Origin of the sequence: Zestomonas insulae, assembly GCF_016901015.1 — a bacterium.
In the GTDB taxonomy this organism is placed as follows: Bacteria; Pseudomonadota; Gammaproteobacteria; order Pseudomonadales; family Pseudomonadaceae; genus Aquipseudomonas; species Aquipseudomonas insulae.
In genome coordinates, this window is sequence record NZ_JAFEUP010000001.1 from 593,918 (window position 1) to 610,874 (window position 16,957).

General features: G+C 68.2%; 17 protein-coding genes. 10 read left to right on the forward strand and 7 right to left on the reverse strand.

What is annotated here, in order from left to right:
- The first annotated feature begins 18 nt into the window (after window positions 1–18).
- Genes JQX08_RS02885 through phnE form a run of 4 tightly spaced genes read left to right on the forward strand, consistent with a single transcriptional unit; the run spans window position 19 to window position 3,246 of the window.
- Complete coding sequence (locus JQX08_RS02885) at window positions 19–870, forward strand: putative selenate ABC transporter substrate-binding protein (protein WP_204914583.1); 852 nt, start codon at window positions 19–21, stop codon at window positions 868–870.
- Window positions 867–1,661, forward strand: coding sequence for a phosphonate ABC transporter ATP-binding protein (locus JQX08_RS02890; protein ID WP_204914585.1), 795 nt, complete (start codon window positions 867–869; stop codon window positions 1,659–1,661). The genes JQX08_RS02885 and JQX08_RS02890 overlap by 4 nt, the downstream gene beginning before the upstream one ends.
- Window positions 1,655–2,482: a PhnE/PtxC family ABC transporter permease gene (locus JQX08_RS02895; RefSeq protein ID WP_204914587.1), complete on the forward strand. Its 828-nt coding sequence runs from the start codon at window positions 1,655–1,657 to the stop codon at window positions 2,480–2,482. The genes JQX08_RS02890 and JQX08_RS02895 overlap by 7 nt, the downstream gene beginning before the upstream one ends.
- Window positions 2,479–3,246 (forward strand): phosphonate ABC transporter, permease protein PhnE, encoded by a 768-nt coding sequence (phnE, locus tag JQX08_RS02900; protein ID WP_204914589.1) that lies wholly within the window; start codon window positions 2,479–2,481, stop codon window positions 3,244–3,246. The genes JQX08_RS02895 and phnE overlap by 4 nt, the downstream gene beginning before the upstream one ends.
- 118 nt (window positions 3,247–3,364) lie before the next feature.
- On the opposite strand, the gene JQX08_RS02905 is transcribed toward phnE, so the two are convergent.
- The 4 genes from JQX08_RS02905 to JQX08_RS02920 all read right to left on the reverse strand — a co-directional run bounded on the left by JQX08_RS02905 (window position 3,365) and on the right by JQX08_RS02920 (window position 5,732).
- Window positions 3,365–4,474, reverse strand: coding sequence for a WD40/YVTN/BNR-like repeat-containing protein (locus JQX08_RS02905; protein ID WP_204914591.1), 1,110 nt, complete (start codon window positions 4,472–4,474; stop codon window positions 3,365–3,367).
- An 11-nt stretch (window positions 4,475–4,485) separates the two neighbouring features.
- Window positions 4,486–4,755 (reverse strand): MoaD/ThiS family protein, encoded by a 270-nt coding sequence (locus JQX08_RS02910; RefSeq protein ID WP_204914593.1) that lies wholly within the window; start codon window positions 4,753–4,755, stop codon window positions 4,486–4,488.
- A 79-nt stretch (window positions 4,756–4,834) separates the two neighbouring features.
- Window positions 4,835–5,248, reverse strand: a complete 414-nt coding sequence (arfB, locus tag JQX08_RS02915; RefSeq protein WP_204914594.1) for an alternative ribosome rescue aminoacyl-tRNA hydrolase ArfB — start codon at window positions 5,246–5,248, stop codon at window positions 4,835–4,837.
- Between the two features lie 55 nt (window positions 5,249–5,303).
- The gene (locus JQX08_RS02920; protein WP_204914596.1) at window positions 5,304–5,732 is read right to left on the reverse strand and encodes an acyl-CoA thioesterase; all 429 of its coding nucleotides are present in this window, start codon (window positions 5,730–5,732) and stop codon (window positions 5,304–5,306) included.
- A 151-nt stretch (window positions 5,733–5,883) separates the two neighbouring features.
- Between JQX08_RS02920 and JQX08_RS02925 the strand changes: the two genes are divergently transcribed.
- Window positions 5,884–6,924 carry a metal-dependent hydrolase gene (locus JQX08_RS02925; protein ID WP_204914598.1) on the forward strand — a complete coding sequence of 347 codons (1,041 nt, stop codon included), beginning with the start codon at window positions 5,884–5,886 and terminating at the stop codon, window positions 6,922–6,924.
- 31 nt (window positions 6,925–6,955) lie between these two features.
- Here JQX08_RS02925 and JQX08_RS02930 read toward each other — a convergent pair whose 3' ends face one another.
- The 3 genes from JQX08_RS02930 to hppD all read right to left on the reverse strand — a co-directional run bounded on the left by JQX08_RS02930 (window position 6,956) and on the right by hppD (window position 10,260).
- Window positions 6,956–8,371: an amino acid permease gene (locus JQX08_RS02930; protein ID WP_204914600.1), complete on the reverse strand. Its 1,416-nt coding sequence runs from the start codon at window positions 8,369–8,371 to the stop codon at window positions 6,956–6,958.
- Between the two features lie 95 nt (window positions 8,372–8,466).
- Window positions 8,467–9,123, reverse strand: a complete 657-nt coding sequence (gene maiA, locus JQX08_RS02935; protein WP_204914602.1) for a maleylacetoacetate isomerase — start codon at window positions 9,121–9,123, stop codon at window positions 8,467–8,469.
- 54 nt (window positions 9,124–9,177) lie between these two features.
- Window positions 9,178–10,260 carry a 4-hydroxyphenylpyruvate dioxygenase gene (hppD, locus tag JQX08_RS02940; protein WP_204914604.1) on the reverse strand — a complete coding sequence of 361 codons (1,083 nt, stop codon included), beginning with the start codon at window positions 10,258–10,260 and terminating at the stop codon, window positions 9,178–9,180.
- Window positions 10,261–10,627: 367 nt separating this feature from the next.
- On the opposite strand from hppD, the gene JQX08_RS02945 reads away from it, so the two are divergent.
- The 5 genes from JQX08_RS02945 (at window position 10,628) to JQX08_RS02965 (ending at window position 16,883) form a co-directional block, all read left to right on the forward strand.
- Window positions 10,628–11,716 carry a helix-turn-helix transcriptional regulator gene (locus JQX08_RS02945; protein ID WP_204914606.1) on the forward strand — a complete coding sequence of 363 codons (1,089 nt, stop codon included), beginning with the start codon at window positions 10,628–10,630 and terminating at the stop codon, window positions 11,714–11,716.
- A 110-nt stretch (window positions 11,717–11,826) separates the two neighbouring features.
- A complete protein-coding gene (locus JQX08_RS02950; RefSeq protein ID WP_204914607.1) occupies window positions 11,827–12,615 on the forward strand; it encodes a class I SAM-dependent methyltransferase in 789 nt (262 codons plus the stop codon).
- A 78-nt stretch (window positions 12,616–12,693) separates the two neighbouring features.
- On the forward strand, window positions 12,694–13,470 hold the full coding sequence (locus tag JQX08_RS02955; RefSeq protein WP_204914608.1) for an efflux RND transporter periplasmic adaptor subunit: 777 nt from the start codon (window positions 12,694–12,696) through the stop codon (window positions 13,468–13,470).
- Window positions 13,467–14,786, forward strand: a complete 1,320-nt coding sequence (locus JQX08_RS02960; RefSeq protein ID WP_204914609.1) for an efflux RND transporter periplasmic adaptor subunit — start codon at window positions 13,467–13,469, stop codon at window positions 14,784–14,786. Before JQX08_RS02955 ends, JQX08_RS02960 begins: the two co-directional genes overlap by 4 nt.
- The gene (locus JQX08_RS02965; protein ID WP_204914610.1) at window positions 14,787–16,883 is read left to right on the forward strand and encodes a site-2 protease family protein; all 2,097 of its coding nucleotides are present in this window, start codon (window positions 14,787–14,789) and stop codon (window positions 16,881–16,883) included.
- The last annotated feature ends 74 nt before the right edge of the window (window positions 16,884–16,957 follow it).

Below are 16,957 nucleotides of genomic sequence, written 5' to 3' on the forward strand. Positions count from 1 at the left end.
ATGGACGGAGACTCCATCATGCTCAAACGTGCCCTGGCGCTTGCTGCCGGCCTTGCATTGACCGCTTCCGCCGTACTCGCTCATGCCGCCGACGTGCTCAAGGTTTCCGCCATTCCCGACGAAGCACCCACCGAGTTGCTGCGCAAGTTCAAACCGCTCGGCGAATACCTCGAGAAACAGTTGGGCATGCAGGTCCAGTTCATTCCGGTGGCCGACTACCCGGCGGTGGTCGAAGCGCTGGCCACCGACCGCCTCGACCTGGCCTGGCTGGGCGGCTTCACCTTCGTCCAGGTACGCATGAAAACCGGCAACGCGATTCCGCTGGTGCAGCGCGAGCAGGACGAGAAGTTCACCAGCAAGTTCATCAGCGCCGATCCCAACATCAAGAGCCTGCAGGACCTGAAGGGCAAGAGCTTCGCCTTCGGTTCGATCTCCTCGACCTCGGGCAGCCTGATGCCGCGCTACTTCATGACCAAGGACGGCATCGTCCCGGAGAAATTCTTCAGCCGCGTGGCCTACTCCGGCGCGCACGACGCCACGGTGGCCTGGGTGCAGGCCGGCAAGGTCGACGGCGGGGTGCTGAATGCCGCGGTGTGGCAGAAGCTGGTCGACGCCAAGAAGGTCGACACCAGCAAGGTTCACGTATTCGCGACCACGCCGACCTACTACGACTACAACTGGACGGTGCGCGGCACCCTGGACCCAGCGCTCACGGCGAAGATCAAGAAGGCCTTCCTCGACCTCGACCCGGCCAATCCAGAGCACAAGGCGATCCTCGACCTGCAGACGGCCAGCCGCTTCATCGAAACCAAGCCGGAAAACTACCAGGGCACCGAACAGGCAGCGCGTGAAGCCGGCCTGTTGAAATGACCCTGCGCCTGAGCCAGGCCAGCCTGCGCCACGCCAATGGCACCAGCGCCCTGCACGATGTCGATCTACGCATCGAGCAGGGCGAACGGGTGGCGATCATCGGCCCGTCCGGCGCCGGCAAATCCAGCCTGCTCAACCTCCTCGCCACCGGCCTGCGGCCCACCACCGGCAGCGTCGAAGTGCTCGACGCGCAGCCGTGGCGACTGTCCAGCCGCCAGCGCCAGCGCCTGCGCGCGCGCATCGGCCTGATCCACCAGGCACCGCCGCTGCCGGCGCGCCAGCGCGTGGTCACCGCGGTGCTGGCCGGACGCATCGGTGAATGGAACCTGGCCACGGCGTTGCTCAACCTGCTGCATCCGCTGGATATCGCCGGCGCCGAGCAGGCGCTGCACAAGCTCGACCTCGGCGACAAACTCTTCGCCCAGTGCCATGAACTGTCCGGCGGCCAGTTGCAGCGGGTCGGCATCGCCCGCGTGCTGTACCAGGCGCCGCACCTGCTACTGGCCGATGAACCAGTCTCGGCGATGGACCCGGTGCTCGCCGAGCACACCCTGTCAGTGCTCTGCCGGCATGCTGCCGAGCAACGCATCACCCTGCTCGCCAGCCTGCATGCGGTGGAACTGGCGCTGGCGCACTTCCCGCGCATCATCGGCCTGCGCGACGGACGCATCGTCTTCGACCGTGCGCCTGCCGAGATCAGCCCGACGCTGCTCGACGCGCTGTACGCCAACGAGCAACTGATCTCTCCGCCGCTGCCGGCACCCGTGGCGGTGCAGCTGCCGCGATGCTGAGTGGCGCCAGGCGCGATCCGGCGGCGCTGTCGCGCCTGCTGCTGACCCTGGTGGCGCTGGCCCTGCTGTGGCCGGGCATCCACCTCAGCGAACTGGACCTCGGCGTGCTGTTCGACGGGCAGAACGCGGCGACCATGCGCAGCTTCCTCGACGGCTTCTGGCCACCGGCGCACGACCACGAGTTCCTCGCCCTGCTGGCGGACGCCACCCTGCAGACCCTGGCCATCGCCACCGCCGGCATGGCCCTTGCCCTGCTCCTGGCGCTGCCCGCCGCGTTGTTGGTGAGCCGCGCGCTGTCGCTGTCGGCGCTGCCGCGAGGCGGCCTGCCGGTGTGGTGGGCGCGCTTGTTGCGCTGGCCGGTGCGCGCCCTGCTGATCTTCCTGCGCAGCGTGCCGGAGATCGTCTGGGCGCTGCTGTTCGTCCGCGCCGTCGGCCTCGGCCCGACTGCCGGGGTGTTGGCCATCGCCATCACCTACAGCGGCATGCTCGGCAAGGTCTACGCGGAAATCTTCGAATCGGTCGACCAGCGCCCGGCCCACGCGCTGATGCTCGCCGGCGCGGGGCGGCTCGGCGCGTTCGGCTACGGCATCCTGCCCAACGCCGCGGCGGAGCTGCTGTCGTACACCGTGTACCGCTGGGAATGCGCGATCCGCGCCTCGGTGGTGATGGGCTTCGTTGGCGCCGGCGGGCTGGGCCAGCAGATCGACCTGTCGATCCGCATGTTCGCCGGCGGCGAGGTGGTCAGCATCCTGCTGACCTTCCTGGCCCTGGTGCTGCTCGCCGACCAGCTCAGCCGCCTACTGCGGGCGCGACTGCGATGAAGCGCCTGGTCGATCTGCTGCTGGTGCTGGCCTGCGTGGCTGCGGTACTGGCCTCGTTCGCCTACCTGGCGATCGACCTGCCCGGCGTGTTCAGCCACGACAGCCTGACGCAGATGAGCACCTACGCGGTGCGCTTCCTCCACCCCGACCTCAGCGCCGAGCACCTGCAGGCGATCCTGCGCGGCGCGCTAGAGACCCTGGCGATGTCGGCGCTCGGCACGCTGCTCGCGGCGCTGCTCGGCCTGCTGCTCGCCCTGCCGGCCGCCGCGCGCTTCGGTGCGCTCGCCCAGGCTGCGGCGCGGCTGCTGCTCAATGCGCTGCGGGCGATTCCCGAACTGGTCTGGGCGGCGCTGATGGTGCTCGCCGCCGGCCTCGGCCCGAATGCCGGCACCCTGGCGCTGGCGCTGCACACCGCCGGCGTGCTCGGCCGGCTGTTCGCCGAGGCGCTGGAGAACACCCCGCGCGAGCCAGCCGAGGCGATCCGCCTGGGCGGCGGCGGGCAGATCGCCGCGTTCGTCTACGGCAGCCTGCCGAACCTGTGGCCGCAACTGCTCGCCTACAGCCTGTACCGCTGGGAGAACAACATCCGCATGGCCGCCGTGCTCGGCTTCGTCGGCGCCGGCGGCCTCGGGCAGATGCTCTACGTCAGCCTCAGCCTGTTCCAGGAAGCCCAGGCCAGCACGGTGATCCTCGCCATGCTGGTGCTGGTGTTCGGCGTCGATGCGTTGAGCAACTGGGTGCGCCAGCGCTGGGTGCGGATGTAAGGCGGTGCCGCGCGCTTGATGGGTTGCGCTGCGCTCGACAAGCTTTTGTAGGAGCGAATTCATTCGCGATTGGCCGGCCACTCACTCGTTATCGCGAATGAATTCGCTCCTACCGTCATCAGCCGAAGCGCACGCAATAGATCGGCGGCAAGCGCGCCGACACGCACTGCCAGCGCTCGCCGCCATCCTCGGACAACCACAGGCCACCGGTGGTCGAGCCCATCACCAGGCGCTCGCCGCTGGCATCGATGTCCAGGCCGTGGCGGTAGATCAGGTCGAAGCTCGGGGTGGCCGGCAATCCCTCGGTGAGCGCCTCGAAGCTCTGCCCGCCGTCGCGGGTGCGGTTGACCAGCAGGCGCGCGTCGACCGGCACGCGGCACTCGTCCTTGATCGCTGGCACGAACCAGGCGGTGTCCGGCAGGCGCGGATGCACCGCCACGGCGAAGCCGAAGCTGGACGGCTGCGCGCTGACGGCCTGCCAGCGCTCGCCACCATCGCTGGAGCGGAAGATGCCGTTGTGGTGCTGCACCCACATGGAGGCAGGCTGCGCCGGGCACTGCACCAGCCGGTGCGGGTCCTGGATGGCGCCTTCTTCACGCCGCTCCGGCGGCATGTACTCGGCGTACATGCCTTGCGTGGTGCAGCGCCAACTGCCGCCACCGTCGGCGCTCTGCCATACCCCGCCACAGGAGATGGCCACGCTCAGGTGCCGACTGTCGCGCGGATCGACGCAGATCGAATGGATGCCCGGGTAGTCGTAACCGCCGCCGAGCCACTGCTCGCGCGCCGGCTCGTCCCACAGCGGCCGGTTGAGCGCCCAGCTGTCGCCGGCGTCGCTGGAGCGGAACAGCCCGCCGGGAATGGTGCCCGCCCACAGCACGCCCGGCTCGTCGACGCCGCCGGCCTCCAGCGACCAGATCTGCTGCACGCTCCAAGGTGCGGGCGCCGGCTGACCCTCAGTTGCCGCGGGCAGCGGCTCCGGTTGCGGCGGATAGACCGGCACTCCACAGGCCTGCCAGTCGGCCTGGCCGAGCGCGCGGCGCCACAGCTTGACGCCGAAGTGGCCGAGGTTGAGCGCGGCGTACAGGGTCCAGTCGCGGGGATCGACCAGCACCATGCTCACCGGCTCGCCGAGGAAATGGGTCTGCGCCAGCTCCCACTGCCCTGCCGCACTGCGCTGCAGGATGAACAGCCCCTTGCGTGTCGCCACCAGCACTCGATCGTTCATCGGCAGGTTGCTCAGCCGCCGCTCAGCGCCTGCACCACATAGACGTCGGCACTGGGCGCAAGGCGGTCACTCAGGAGAAGGCGGTCGCGCACCGCCACGCCATCGACGAATACGGCGATGTGCCGGCGCAGCTGACCCTGGTCGTCGAGCAGGTAGCCACGCAGCTCGGGTTTCTCGTCGAACACCTGCTCCAGCGCGGCGCGCACTGTCGGCGCCTCGATCTCTTGATCGGGGACTGCGACATGACGCTGAATCGCCGGAGCGAAAACGAGGCGGGACATGGCACGAGCCGCATAGCGGAGCTTGCCTAGAGTCTAGAAGCGCGGCCCGGCGCCGCGACCGGCAGCCGACTGGCGGTGACTAGTAGTCGACCTTGCCGCGTCCGGCCTTGATGTTGCCGCGCTTGCTCTTGCCTTCCAGGCGACGCTGCTTGGAGCCGAAGGTCGGCTTGGTCGGGCGCCGCGCCTTCTCGGTCTTGCCGGCGTTGCGGATCAGTTCGGCAAGGCGCTCCAGGGCATCGGCGCGGTTCTGCTCCTGGGTGCGGTACTGCTGGGCCTTGATGATGATCACCCCGTCGGCGGTGATGCGGCTGTCGCGCAGCGCCAGCAAGCGTTCCTTGTAGAACGGCGGCAACGACGAGGCCTGGCTGTCGAAGCGCAGGTGCACCGCGCTGGAGACCTTGTTGACGTTCTGCCCTCCGGCACCCTGGGCGCGGATGGCGGTCAGCTCGACCTCGTCGTCGGGCAGATGAACGCTGTTGGAGATGACCAGCATGGCGGCGCGCCTGAGTGCGGAAAGCTGCAGGATACCCGACGCTCCGCCCGGCGGCTTACAGCCAGTGGAAATCCTCGGTGCGCGGCGCGCCCTCCATGACCTGCTTGAGCTCCGCCGGCGGCGGCGTGATCTTGCGGCTCGCCAGGCTGAACCAGGCGGCCTGGGTGGTCACCTTGGCGCACAACTCGCCCTTCTCGTTGAGCACTTCGTTGACCATGATGAACTTGGCGCCGTCCTCGGAGAGCCCGCCGATGCTCATCTGCACCTTGAATTTCTGCAGCAGGCGCATCTCGCGGCGGTACTGCACGCGGTCCTCGAGCACCACCGGTCCCAGGCGTGCCTCGGCGAACGCCTGCGGGGTGAAGCCGAACTCGGCGAGGAACAGGAAGCGCGCCTGCGAGACGTAGTCCAGATACCGCGAGTTCTTCACGTGGGCGTTGGAGTCCAGGTCGGCCCAGGCCACCTGGAAGTCGTATGCAAGCATGTTCGGGCTCCTCGGGTAGAAAGCTTGATGCTAGCCCCGCCCCGCGCAGGCGCCCATAGCCGCCGACGGACATCTGCGGCGACGATTTCCCGGCGGCCTGCAGCGGCGTGCTGACCTAACCTTGCCGACGGCATGGGCAGAGGGACGCGCGATGGATTCGATCACCCAAATGGCGCTCGGCGCCACGCTGCAGGGCGCCCTGCTCGGCCGCTGGCAGGGCCGCAAGGCGCTGCTCTACGGCGCGCTGCTCGGCACCCTGCCCGACCTCGACGTGCTGATCGACTACCGCGACGCGGTGGACTGGATGACCCATCACCGCGGCTTCAGCCACTCGCTGCTGTTCCTCAGCGGCCTGGCGGCGCTGCTCACCTGGCTGGTGCGCCGGCGCTATCCGCACGCCGGCTATTCCACCCAACGGCTGCTGCTGACCCTCTGGCTGGTGCTGGTCACCCACCCGCTGCTGGACTGCTTCACCAGCTACGGCACGCAGTTCTTCTGGCCGCTGAACAGCCCGCCGGTGGCCTGGTCGACAGTGTTCATCATCGATCCGCTGTACACCCTGCCGCTGTTGGCAGCGATCGCGATCGGCCTGCTGCAAGGGCTGCGCGGGCGCGCGTCGGTCTGGCCGCTGACCGCGCTGGGCCTGTCCTGTCTGTACCTGGCGTTTACCGTGGCCGGCAAGGTGATGGCCGAGGCGCGCGTGGAGCCGCTGCTGGCGCAGCAGGGCATCCGCCTGCAGGCGCTGTTCAGCGCGCCGACACCGTTCAACAGCCTGCTCTGGCGCGTGGTGGTGATCGACGGCAACGACTACCACGAGGCGCTGGTGAGCTGGTTCGATGAGCAGCCGCCGCGTCTCGAGCGCATACCGAGGGGCACTGCGCTGGCCGCGCCGCTGACGGATTCGCCGCAGTGGCAGCGGCTGCGCTGGTTCACCGGCGATGTGTTGCGCTATGACCGACTGGGCGCCGCGCTGGTGGTCACCGACCTGCGCCTGGGCATGACCGGGTACCACCCGTTCCGCTTCGTCATGGCCGAATGGCGCGGCGGTGGCTGGCAGCTGGCGCCGGTGGTCAACCGCTGGCCCAGCGAACGTGGCGACCTGGCGCAGCTGCGCCTGCTGTGGACGCGGATTTGGGATGAGCGGCAGACGGTGCCGCTGGCGCAGTGGGCGCGGGAACTGGAGCAGCGCTAGGGGGGGCGACGCGCCCCCTAGCGCGGGCGGTTTACTCGACCGCCGAACGCTCGCTGAGGCGCACCGGGCCGTGGGCCACGCGCAGGCGGTAGCAGGCCCAGATCACCAGCAGCCACACCGGAATCGCGTAGACCGAGATGCGGATGCCCGGAATCAGCAGCATCACGCCGAGGATCAGCGCCACCCAGGCCAGGCACAGGTAGTTGCTGAACGGGTACCAGAAGGCCTTGAACGACGGCTCGGTGCCCTGGGCCTGCATGGCCTGGCGGAATTTCAGGTGCGAGTAGCTGATCATTGCCCAGTTGATCACCAGCGCAGCGACCACCAGCGACATCAGCAGCTCCAGCGCCTTGGCCGGCGCCACATAGTTGACCACCACGCACAGCAGGGTGATTGCCGCCGACAGTGCGATCGCGCGCACCGGCACGCCGCGCTTGTCGACCTTCAGCAGCGCTTTCGGCGCGTCGCCCTGCTCGGCCAGGCCGTAGAGCATGCGGCTGTTGCTGTACACGCCACTGTTGTAGACCGACAGCGCCGCGGTGAGCACCACGAAGTTGAGAATGTGCGCGGCCACGTCGCTGCCGATCAGCGAGAAGATCTGCACGAACGGGCTGCCGCTGTAGGCGTCGCCGGAGGCGTTAAGGGTTGCCAGTAGCTGGTCCCAGGGGTACAGGGCGAGCAGCACGGCCAGGGCGCCAACGTAGAAGATCAGGATGCGGTAGACCACCTGATTGATCGCCTTGGGGATCACCGTCTTCGGCTCGCTGGCCTCGGCGGCGGTGATGCCGACCAGCTCCAGACCGCCGAACGAGAACATGATGAAGCACAGCGCCATGACCAGGCCGGTCAGGCCGTTGGGGAAGAAGCCGCCATGACTCCACAGGTTACTGACCGACGCCTGCGGACCGCCGGTGCCGCTGAACAGCAGCCAGCAGCCGAGCAAAATCATGCCGATGATCGCCACCACCTTGATGATCGCGAACCAGAATTCGGTCTCGCCGAAGACTTTGACGTTGGTCAGGTTGATCGCGTTGATGAGCACGAAGAACACCGCCGCGCTGACCCAGGTCGGCACATCCGGCCACCAGAATTCGACGTACTTGCCCACCGCGGTGAGTTCGGCCATGCCGACCAGCACATAGAGCACCCAGTAGTTCCAGCCCGACAGGAAGCCGGCGTAGCCGCCCCAGTACTTGTGCGCGAAATGGCTGAACGAGCCGGCGACCGGCTCCTCGACGATCATCTCGCCAAGCTGGCGCATGATCAGGAAGGCGATGAAACCGGCGATCGCGTAGCCGAGGATCATCGACGGCCCGGCCGATTTGAGTACCCCCGCCGAGCCGAGGAACAGCCCGGTGCCGATCGCGCCGCCCAGGGCGATCAGCTGGATATGGCGGTTCTTCAGGCCGCGTTTGAGTTCGCCCTGGTGCAGGACTTGTTGGGTCATTGCGTCAGCTTCCCTTTGTTGTTCTTAGCTGTGACGAATGGGACCCGCCGCGCTCGTGACGCGGCGGAATTCAATCAGGCGGATGAGCCTGGCACCTATTCGGCGTCGGGCTGGGCTTCTGGCGCCGCATTGCGGAAGGCGTCCAGCGGTTCACAGCGGGCGACGAGGTCGAGGATGCGGGGGTATGGCGAGAGGTCACAGTTAAAACGCCGCGCATTGTACACCTGCGGAATCAGGCAGGCTTCCAGATAACCTGGACGCTGGCCAAGCGATAGACGACTGGGCAGTCGCCCCAGGCCCTGCTCGACGGCGCCCAGGCCGAGCTCGACCCAGTGGCGGTACCAGGCGTCCTTGATGGCGTCGCTGGCGCCCACTTCGGCGGTCAGGTACTTGAGCACGCGGGTGTTGTTCAGCGGGTGGATGTCGCAGGCGACATGCAGCGCCAGCGCCCGCACCTGGGCGCGCAGCGGCGGCTCGGCGGGCAACAGCGCCGGCACCGGGAAGACTTCGTCGAGGTATTCGAGGATCGCCAGCGACTGGGCGATGCGCACCTCGCTGGCACCGCTGCCGCTGTCCACCAGCAGCGGCACCAGGCCCTGGGGATTGAGCGCGCGGTACTCCGGCGCATGCTGCTGGCCGCCATCGCGAACCAGGTGCACCGGCACCTGTTTGTAACCCAGGCCCTTGAGGTTGAGTGCGATGCGCACCCGGTAGGCGGCGCTGGAGCGCCAGTAGGAATAGAGGGTCAGCATTGGCTCGGTCTCCGCTGCCGGGGCGCTCCCTCGCCCCCGGCTTGTGCAGAAAGCTTAGTCGGCCTTGAGCACCCCACGGCGAATCTGATCTTCCTCGATCGATTCGAACAACGCCTTGAAGTTGCCTTCGCCGAAGCCCTGATTGCCCTTGCGCTGGATGATCTCGAAGAAGATCGGGCCGATCACCGTGTTGGTGAAGATCTGCAGGAGGATGCCGTCGTCGCCAGGGGCCCCATCGATCAGGATGTTCAGCTCGCGCAACGCGTCGAGTGGCTCGCCATGCCCGGCAACCCGGCTGTCGACCTTCTCGTAGTAGGTCTCCGGGGTCACCATGAAATCCACGCCGTTGGCGCGCAGCTTGCGCACGGTGGCGTAGATGTCGTCGGTGGTCAGCGCGATGTGCTGGATACCCTCGCCGTGGTACTCGCGGATGAACTCCTCGATCTGCGAACTCTCGTCCGCCGATTCGTTGATCGGGATGCGGATCTTGCCGCACGGCGCGGTCATCGCCCGGGAGAACAGGCCGGTGAGCTTGCCTTCGATGTCGAAGTAGCGAATCTCGCGGAAGTTGGCGATGCGCTCGTAGAAGCCCGACCAGACGTCCATCTGCCCGCGTTTGACGTTGTGCGTCAGGTGGTCGATGGCGGTCAGGCCCACGGCGTTATCTTGCGCCGAACGGCCGGGAATGAACTCGAAATCGACGTCGTAAATGCTCTTGTCGCCAAAGCGGTCGACCAGGTACAGCAGCGAACCACCGATGCCTTCGACGCAGGGGATGTTCAGCTCGCCGAAGTTGGCGTGGCTGCCGACCAGGGTGGCGCCCTGCGCCTCGACGTAGGCCGCCGCTTGCGCGGCATTCTTGACCCGAAACGCCATGGCGCAGGCGCTCGGCCCGTGCTTCTTGGCGAACTCGCGGACGTGGCCGGTCGGGCTGCCGTTGAGCACGATGTTGATGTCGTTCTGCTGGAACAGGAAGACTTCCTTGGAGCGGTGCTTGGCGGTCTCGGTGAAGCCCATGCTGCTGAACAGCTCACGCAGCTGCTGGATGCCGGTGGCGTCCGGGGCGGTGAATTCGACGAACTCGAAGCCGTCGGTACCGATGGGATTGTGCTGCTCGATCTTGGCCACGGCGTTCATTCAGCCTCCTGATTGTCGTTATCGGCTCGGTCAGCGCCCGCAGCGTGCAGGGCGATGAGCATGACCTCATGACAACCGAGCCGCGCAGGGCCGACAAGCGGCCGGGCCGCCGCTCAAGAGTCGACGTCCGAACGCAGTGGCAGGTTTTCCTTACAGCAACCCGGCGCGCCAGCCGAGGCCATCTGCGCCACTCCACCCCGTAACGATTTTCTTACACAGTGGTACGAACCCTTGCCGGCGGGTATCCGCTCCGCCGCGCTAAAGTGCGGCCTGCACGCGCCGACAGGAGATTGCAGAGCGGCCCGGCATTGGCAATGATGGCCGTCAGCCAGGTGGACGCGGCGTAGGCAGCAGTCGGAGGGACCCCATGAGTCGCCAGGAAAAGCTCTATGACGAGTTGGTCGGCCTGAGTTATCAGTGCGTACTGGATGAAGGCAGCTGGCAACCGCTGCTGGAGCGGCTGATGGCCGCCACCGGTCATCAGCAAGGCACCCTGATGTTCTGGGACCAGCAGCAGACCGGCCCGCAGCTGACCGGCGTGAACCTGCTCGATCCCGCCAGCGTCGACGCCTACAACAACTATTACTGCAGCCTCGATCCCGGCCTGGTGTTCACCGCCGACAGCCCCGTGGGCCACTGGTACCACGACCTGCGCGACCTGGGCGCGGAGCGCATGCGCCGCGACGTCTACTACCAGGAGCTGTATCGGCCCTTCAACCTGCACAGCACCGCCTGCCTCAAGCTGCATGAGCAGGGCCAGTTCGGCAGCTACCTCAGCCTGCTGACCCAGCGCGATGCGCAACTGCCCAGTGCCGAGCAACTGCAACTGCTGCAGCGCCTGACCCCGCATCTGGTGCGCGTCGGCCAGATGGCCAGCCAGATCAATCGCCTGCTCCTCGACCGCCAGCACCGCGACCTGCTCCTCGATCAACAGCGCACCCCGCAATGGCTGGTCGACGGCGACGGCCGCGTGGTCCATCAGAACGCCGCCGCCGAGCGCTGCCTGGGCGAACCCGACAGCCCGCTGCAGGCCAGCCACGGCGTGTTGCGCTGCAAGAGCCAGCCGCTCACGCCGCTGCTGCGCCGCGCCACCGACGTGCGCAACGTGGCGCGCGCCGGCTGGCTGCGCCTGCCGGGGGCGAGTCCGACCGAGCTGCTGATCACCCCGGTGCCCGAGCACGTCGCCCAGCGCCATGTGCGCCTGCGCCCGCTGGCGCTGGTCGCCCTGCTGCGCAATCAGCCGCGCGGGGCGCTGTTGGCCGAGCTGTTCCAGCTCACCGCCGCCGAACGCCGGCTGGCCGAACTGCTCGCCCAGGGTCTGGCGCCGGAAACCTGCGCCGCGCGGCTGAACGTCAGCATCAACACGGTGCGCAGCCAGTTGCGCGCGCTGTTCCGCAAGACCGGTACCGAACGGCAGACCGAGCTGGTCAGCCTGTTCCTGCGCCTGGAAAGCTGACACTTCATTCATCTGAATGATGGCAAAGCGGGCGCAACGCTCTAGCGTGTCTCTTGGTGCCGACCAGGCAGTTCACGTCAGTGCGACAGGTACCCGTCATGGACAAGACCATGCCCCCGCAAATCCAGGCTGAAGCCGCGCCGGAGCAGACCGGCAACGTCCTCCCCTTTCGCCGCCGCCAGCCCCCGGAGCAGCGCCCGTTGGGCAATGCGGTGCTGCTCGACTATCTATTCGGCATCAACACCGCGGCGCTGGACGCCGCCGCCGACGGCCGCCTGCAGCGCCTGTTCGACTACGCCGTCAACTCACCAGCGGCCCGCGCCCTGCGCTGCCGGCGACGGATGATCGCCCGGGCGATCGACGACACCTGCCTGCGCGTCGGCCCGCAGGCACGCATCCTGTGCATCAGCGGCGGCCACTTCCGTGAAGCCGAGCTGTCCCAGGCGATCCGCCATGGCCGCTTCGCGGAAATGCGCGTGTTCGATAGCCATGCCGAGCACCTGCGGGTCGTCGCCACGGACTATGCCGCGCAGGGCGTCAGCACCTGCACCGGCAGCCTCGAGCAGCTGCTCGACGGCCAGTTACCGTTCGCCGGTTACGACCTGGTGTACTCCAGTGGCCTGTGCGATCACCTCGACGACACCAGCTGCGTGACGCTCGCCAGCCAGCTGTTCAAGGCCACCCGGCGCGGCGGCCGCCTGCTGCTCGGCGGCATGCGCAAAGGCATCGCTGACATTGGCTATCTCGAGGGTCTGCTCGACTGGCGCCCGCACTACCGACGCGATGAACAGCTGCTCGATCTGCTCCTCGGCGTCGACTACAACGAGATCGCCAGCGCGCGCGTGGTGCATGACATCGGCCATCGCATCGCCTTTCTCGAAGCGCTGCGCTACGGCTGAGCGCCCGCCCAGCAGTGATTTGCGCCGTGCACCTTCTTCCGTACACTGCGCGGATTCCAGGGGAAAGGGGTGGTTCCAATGTGGCGAATTCTCGGCTTGGCCTGCGCGGCCTCGCTGTTGTGCCTCGGTCAGGCGCAAGCGGTGACTCCAGACAGCGATCCGCTGCTCGACACCCCGACCTCGGCGAGCGCCGAACGCCAGGCGCGCGGTGTGCTGCGCGCGCGCAACCAGGCGGTGCTGTCCAGCGAGCTGGCCGGACGCATCACCGAAATGCCGTTCGCCGATGGCCAGGACTTCAAGAAGGGTGACGTGCTGGTGCGCTTCGACTGCAGCGCCTACCAGGCGCAGCTGAATGCCGCCCAGGCTGCTGCCCAGGCCGCCCGCGAAGAACTGGTGCACAACAAGCAGCTGGCCGCGCTCAACTCGGTCGGTCGTTTCGAGGTCGCCCTGGCCGAAGCCCGCCAGGCCAAGGCCGCCGCGGAAACCCAGGTGTATCAGGTGCAGGTCAAGCGCTGCAGCGTGCCGGCGCCATTCACCGGGCGCGTGGTGCAACGCAAGGTGCAGCCGCACGAAAGCGTCGCCGGCGGCGCGCCACTGCTGGAAGTGGTCGACAACAGCACCCTCGAAGTGCACCTGCTGGTGCCCTCGGCCTGGCTGAGCTGGTTGAAACCCGGCCAGCACTTCGATTTCGTCCCCGACGAAACCGGCCAGGCGCTGCAGGTCGAGGTCAAGCGCCTCGGCGCGCGCATCGATGAAGGCAGTCAGACCCTGCTGCTGATCGGCAACCTGCCGGCCGACGCCAAGGGCCTGCTGGCCGGAATGAGCGGTACCGCGCGCTTCGCGGCGCAACCATGAACGCCCCGCAGGTCGGCCTCGCCGAGCGCGTCTTCGCCCAATTCCTCGCCCTCGAACGCCAGGCGCGCGCAGCGCAGACGCTCGAGCAGCTCGCCTACCACCTGGTCAACGACGCGCAGGCGCTGTTCGGCTACCGGCATGCCGCACTGCTGATCGCCGGCAAGGTCCGCGCTCTCAGCGGCGTCAGCGTGGTCGAGCCGAATGCTCCGTTCGTCGCCTTCGTCGAGCAGGCCTGCGCGCAGTTGCAGCGTGGCGACGGCCTGAACACTGCGCAGCTGGTCGACATCGCCCAGCTGGGCCCGCAACAGCAGGCCGACTGGCAGCAGCTGTCGGCCGGACAGGTCCTCTGGCTGCCACTGCTCGACCGCCAACAGCAGCTGTTCGGCGGCCTCTGGCTGGCCCGCGAACAAGCCTGGAACGAAGCCGAGCAAGCACTGCTCAGCCAGTTGGCGGACAGCTACGGTCACGCCTGGCTGGCCCTGCAGCCGCGCGCACCGTGGCGCCTGCGCTGGCCGAAACGCCGCCTGCTGATGGTCGGCGCCGGGCTGCTGGCGTTGCTGCTGGTGCCGATCCGCCAATCGGTGCTGGCGCCCGCCGAAGTGGTGCCGCTCGGCGGACGCGTGGTCGCCGCCCCGCTCGACGGGGTGCTCAAGGAGTTCCTGGTCAAGCCCAACCAGGCGGTCAAGGCCGGCGAGCTGCTGCTGCGCTTCGACGCCACCACCCAGCAGGCGCAGGCCGATGTCGCCGAGCGCACCCTGGGCGTCGCCGAAGCCGAGCTGAAGGCCAACTCGCAGCGCGCCTTCTCCGACGCCGAATCCAACTCGCGCATCGACCTGCTGGCCGCGCGCGTCGAGCAAAAGCGCGCCGAGCGCGACTATGCACGCAACCTGCTGGCGCGCAGCGAAGTGCGCGCCGAGCGCGACGGCATTGCGGTGTTCGCCGATGCCGAGCGCTGGACCGGCAAGCCGGTACAGACCGGCGAGCGACTGATGGAGATCGCCGACCCGCAGCAGGCCGAGCTGCGCATCGACCTCGCGGTGAACAATGTGATCCACCTGGAGCCGGACGCCGAGGTGCTGCTGTTCCTCGACAGCGATCCGCTGCACCGCCACCCGGCCCGCCTGCTGCGCTCCGCCTACGAGGCGCAGCCGGTGGCCGGCGGCCAGCTGGCCTATCGGCTCGACGCCCGCTTCAGCGAGGCACCGCCACGCATTGGTCTGCGCGGCACAGCCAAGCTGTTCGGCGACCGCGCCCCGCTGATCCTCTATCTGCTGCGCCGGCCACTGGCGGCGCTGCGCCAGACGGTAGGCCTGTAAATGCAGCTGCCGGCGCTGCGCGCCGACCTGCAGCTGTCGCCCGCCGCCCCCGCCCTGGATGGCGCGCCGCAGTGGACGCTGGCCGATCCGCTGCGCGGTCGCTACTTCAAGCTCGGCCAGGATGCCATGCGCCTGCTGCGCCACTGGGCGCAGGGCGATGCCGCGCAGGTGCTGCAGGCCGCCAACCGCGAAGGGGGTGAGCCGCTCGGCGAGAACGAGCTGCTGCAGATGCTCGGCTTCCTGCGCAATCAGGACCTGATCAGCCCCGCCGACCGCGAGCAGCGCGACAGCTATGCGCAAAAGGCCGCGCTGCAGCGCCACGGGCTGTGGAAAGGTCTGCTGCACCAGTACCTGTTCTTCCGCATTCCGCTGTGGCGACCGGATGCCTTCCTCAATCGCACCTGGCCCTGGCTGGCCCGGCATGGCCGGCGCCTGCTCGGTTTCGGCCTGCCACTGACGCTGGGCCTCGGCCTGCTGTTGGTGGCGCGCGACTGGGACCGCTTCCTCGCCACCTTCCCGCACCTGTTCAGTCTCGGTGGCGCCCTCGCCTTCGGCTCGGCGCTGCTGTTCGCCAAGCTCTGCCACGAATTCGGCCATGCGTTCATGGCCAAGCGCGCCGGCTGCCGGGTGCAGAGCATGGGCGTGGCGTTCATGGTCATGCTGCCGCTGTTCTACACCGACGTCAGCGATGCCTGGCGAGTCAACGACCGCCGCTCGCGCCTGCTGATCGGCGCCGGCGGTGTGCTCGCCGAGCTGCTGCTGGCGTGCATCGCCCTGCTCGCCTGGTCGCTGCTGCCGGACGGCCCGGCGCGCACCGCCGCCTTCATGCTGGCCAGCGCCACCTGGATCACCACGCTGCTGATCAACCTCAACCCGTTCATGCGCTTCGACGGTTACTTTCTGCTCAGCGACCTGTGGGGCGTCGACAACCTGCAGGGCCGCGCCTTCGCCCTGTGCCGCTGGCGCCTGCGCGAGGCGCTGTTCGGCTATGGCGACCCGATGCCCGAGCCCTGGCCGCAAGGCCTGCGCCGGCGCCTGCTGGCGTGGGGCTACGGTTCCTGGCTGTGGCGTGCCGCGCTGTTCCTCGGCATCGCGTTGACCGTCTACCACCTGTTCTTCAAGGTGCTGGGCATCTTCCTGATGCTGGTCGAACTGGTCTGGTTCATCGGCCTGCCGATCTGGAACGAAGCCAAGGAGTGGTGGAAGCGCCGCGACCAGGCGCATCCCGGTCGGCTGCTGCTGACTGCCAGCGGCCTGGCGCTGCTGCTGATTGCGCTGTGCGTGCCGTGGAGCACCAGTGTCGAGATTCCGGCGATGATCGAGGCCTCGCGGGTCACTGCTCTGCATGCGCCGCTGGCCGCACGGGTCAAGCAGCTGCGGGTGCAAGACGGGCAAACGGTGGCCGCTGGCGACGTGCTGCTCGACCTCGAATCGCCCGACCTCGACGCCCGTCAGCAGATCGCCCGCCGGCAGATCGAGATCCTGCAACTGCAACTGCGCCGCCAGGCCGGGCGCAGCGAGACAGTTGCCGACGTCGGCGTGCTCGAACAGCAACTGGCCGAGGCGGTGGCCGAATACCGCGGCCTCGCCGCCCAGCGCGAGCGCCTGCAGATCCGTGCGCCGCAGAGCGGTGTGGTGCGCGACCTGCTGCCGGAACTGGCACCGGGCCGCTGGTTGTCGCCGACCGCGGTGCTGGCGCGGGTCGTCGAGCCGGGGGTGAAAGCCCGCGGCTACCTCGCCGAGCAGGCGCTGTGGCGGGTGCAGGCCGGAGACAGCGGCCGCTTCATCGCCGACGACGCCAATCGCCCCGCCCTGGCGGTGCGCCTCGACTCGGTGGACGCCACCGGCGCCGCGCACCTCGACCTGGAAGCCCTGGCCTCCGACCGGCAAGGCCCGATCGCCGTGCAACGCAATGCCGACGGCCGCGCGCAGCCGGTACAGGCGCAGTACGGGGTACGCCTGGCGGTGCTGGACGATGACCTGACACTCGACCAGCCGCTGCGCGGCGAAGTGGTGCTGGCGGCGCGCAGCGAATCGCTGCTCAGCGCCATCTGGCGGCGCGTCGCCGCGCTTGGCGTGCGGGAGAGCGGTTTCTGACGGCTCGGCCAGTCAGACGGTAGTTGTACTGACGTACCCGTTGCAGGAATACTGCGCGCCTTACATATCGTTTC

Coding starts and splice junctions, on each gene's coding strand:
- maiA (WP_204914602.1), bottom strand. CDS start 9,123: ATGCTGACCCTCTATTCCTACTGGCGCTCCAGCGCCGCCTACCGGGTG.
- JQX08_RS02885 (WP_204914583.1), top strand. CDS start 19: ATGCTCAAACGTGCCCTGGCGCTTGCTGCCGGCCTTGCATTGACCGCT.
- JQX08_RS02910 (WP_204914593.1), bottom strand. CDS start 4,755: ATGTCCCGCCTCGTTTTCGCTCCGGCGATTCAGCGTCATGTCGCAGTC.
- JQX08_RS02960 (WP_204914609.1), top strand. CDS start 13,467: ATGAACGCCCCGCAGGTCGGCCTCGCCGAGCGCGTCTTCGCCCAATTC.
- JQX08_RS02890 (WP_204914585.1), top strand. CDS start 867: ATGACCCTGCGCCTGAGCCAGGCCAGCCTGCGCCACGCCAATGGCACC.
- JQX08_RS02955 (WP_204914608.1), top strand. CDS start 12,694: ATGTGGCGAATTCTCGGCTTGGCCTGCGCGGCCTCGCTGTTGTGCCTC.
- JQX08_RS02965 (WP_204914610.1), top strand. CDS start 14,787: ATGCAGCTGCCGGCGCTGCGCGCCGACCTGCAGCTGTCGCCCGCCGCC.
- JQX08_RS02905 (WP_204914591.1), bottom strand. CDS start 4,474: ATGAACGATCGAGTGCTGGTGGCGACACGCAAGGGGCTGTTCATCCTG.
- hppD (WP_204914604.1), bottom strand. CDS start 10,260: ATGAACGCCGTGGCCAAGATCGAGCAGCACAATCCCATCGGTACCGAC.
- JQX08_RS02945 (WP_204914606.1), top strand. CDS start 10,628: ATGAGTCGCCAGGAAAAGCTCTATGACGAGTTGGTCGGCCTGAGTTAT.
- JQX08_RS02930 (WP_204914600.1), bottom strand. CDS start 8,371: ATGACCCAACAAGTCCTGCACCAGGGCGAACTCAAACGCGGCCTGAAG.
- JQX08_RS02925 (WP_204914598.1), top strand. CDS start 5,884: ATGGATTCGATCACCCAAATGGCGCTCGGCGCCACGCTGCAGGGCGCC.
- JQX08_RS02950 (WP_204914607.1), top strand. CDS start 11,827: ATGCCCCCGCAAATCCAGGCTGAAGCCGCGCCGGAGCAGACCGGCAAC.
- JQX08_RS02920 (WP_204914596.1), bottom strand. CDS start 5,732: ATGCTTGCATACGACTTCCAGGTGGCCTGGGCCGACCTGGACTCCAAC.
- JQX08_RS02895 (WP_204914587.1), top strand. CDS start 1,655: ATGCTGAGTGGCGCCAGGCGCGATCCGGCGGCGCTGTCGCGCCTGCTG.
- arfB (WP_204914594.1), bottom strand. CDS start 5,248: ATGCTGGTCATCTCCAACAGCGTTCATCTGCCCGACGACGAGGTCGAG.
- phnE (WP_204914589.1), top strand. CDS start 2,479: ATGAAGCGCCTGGTCGATCTGCTGCTGGTGCTGGCCTGCGTGGCTGCG.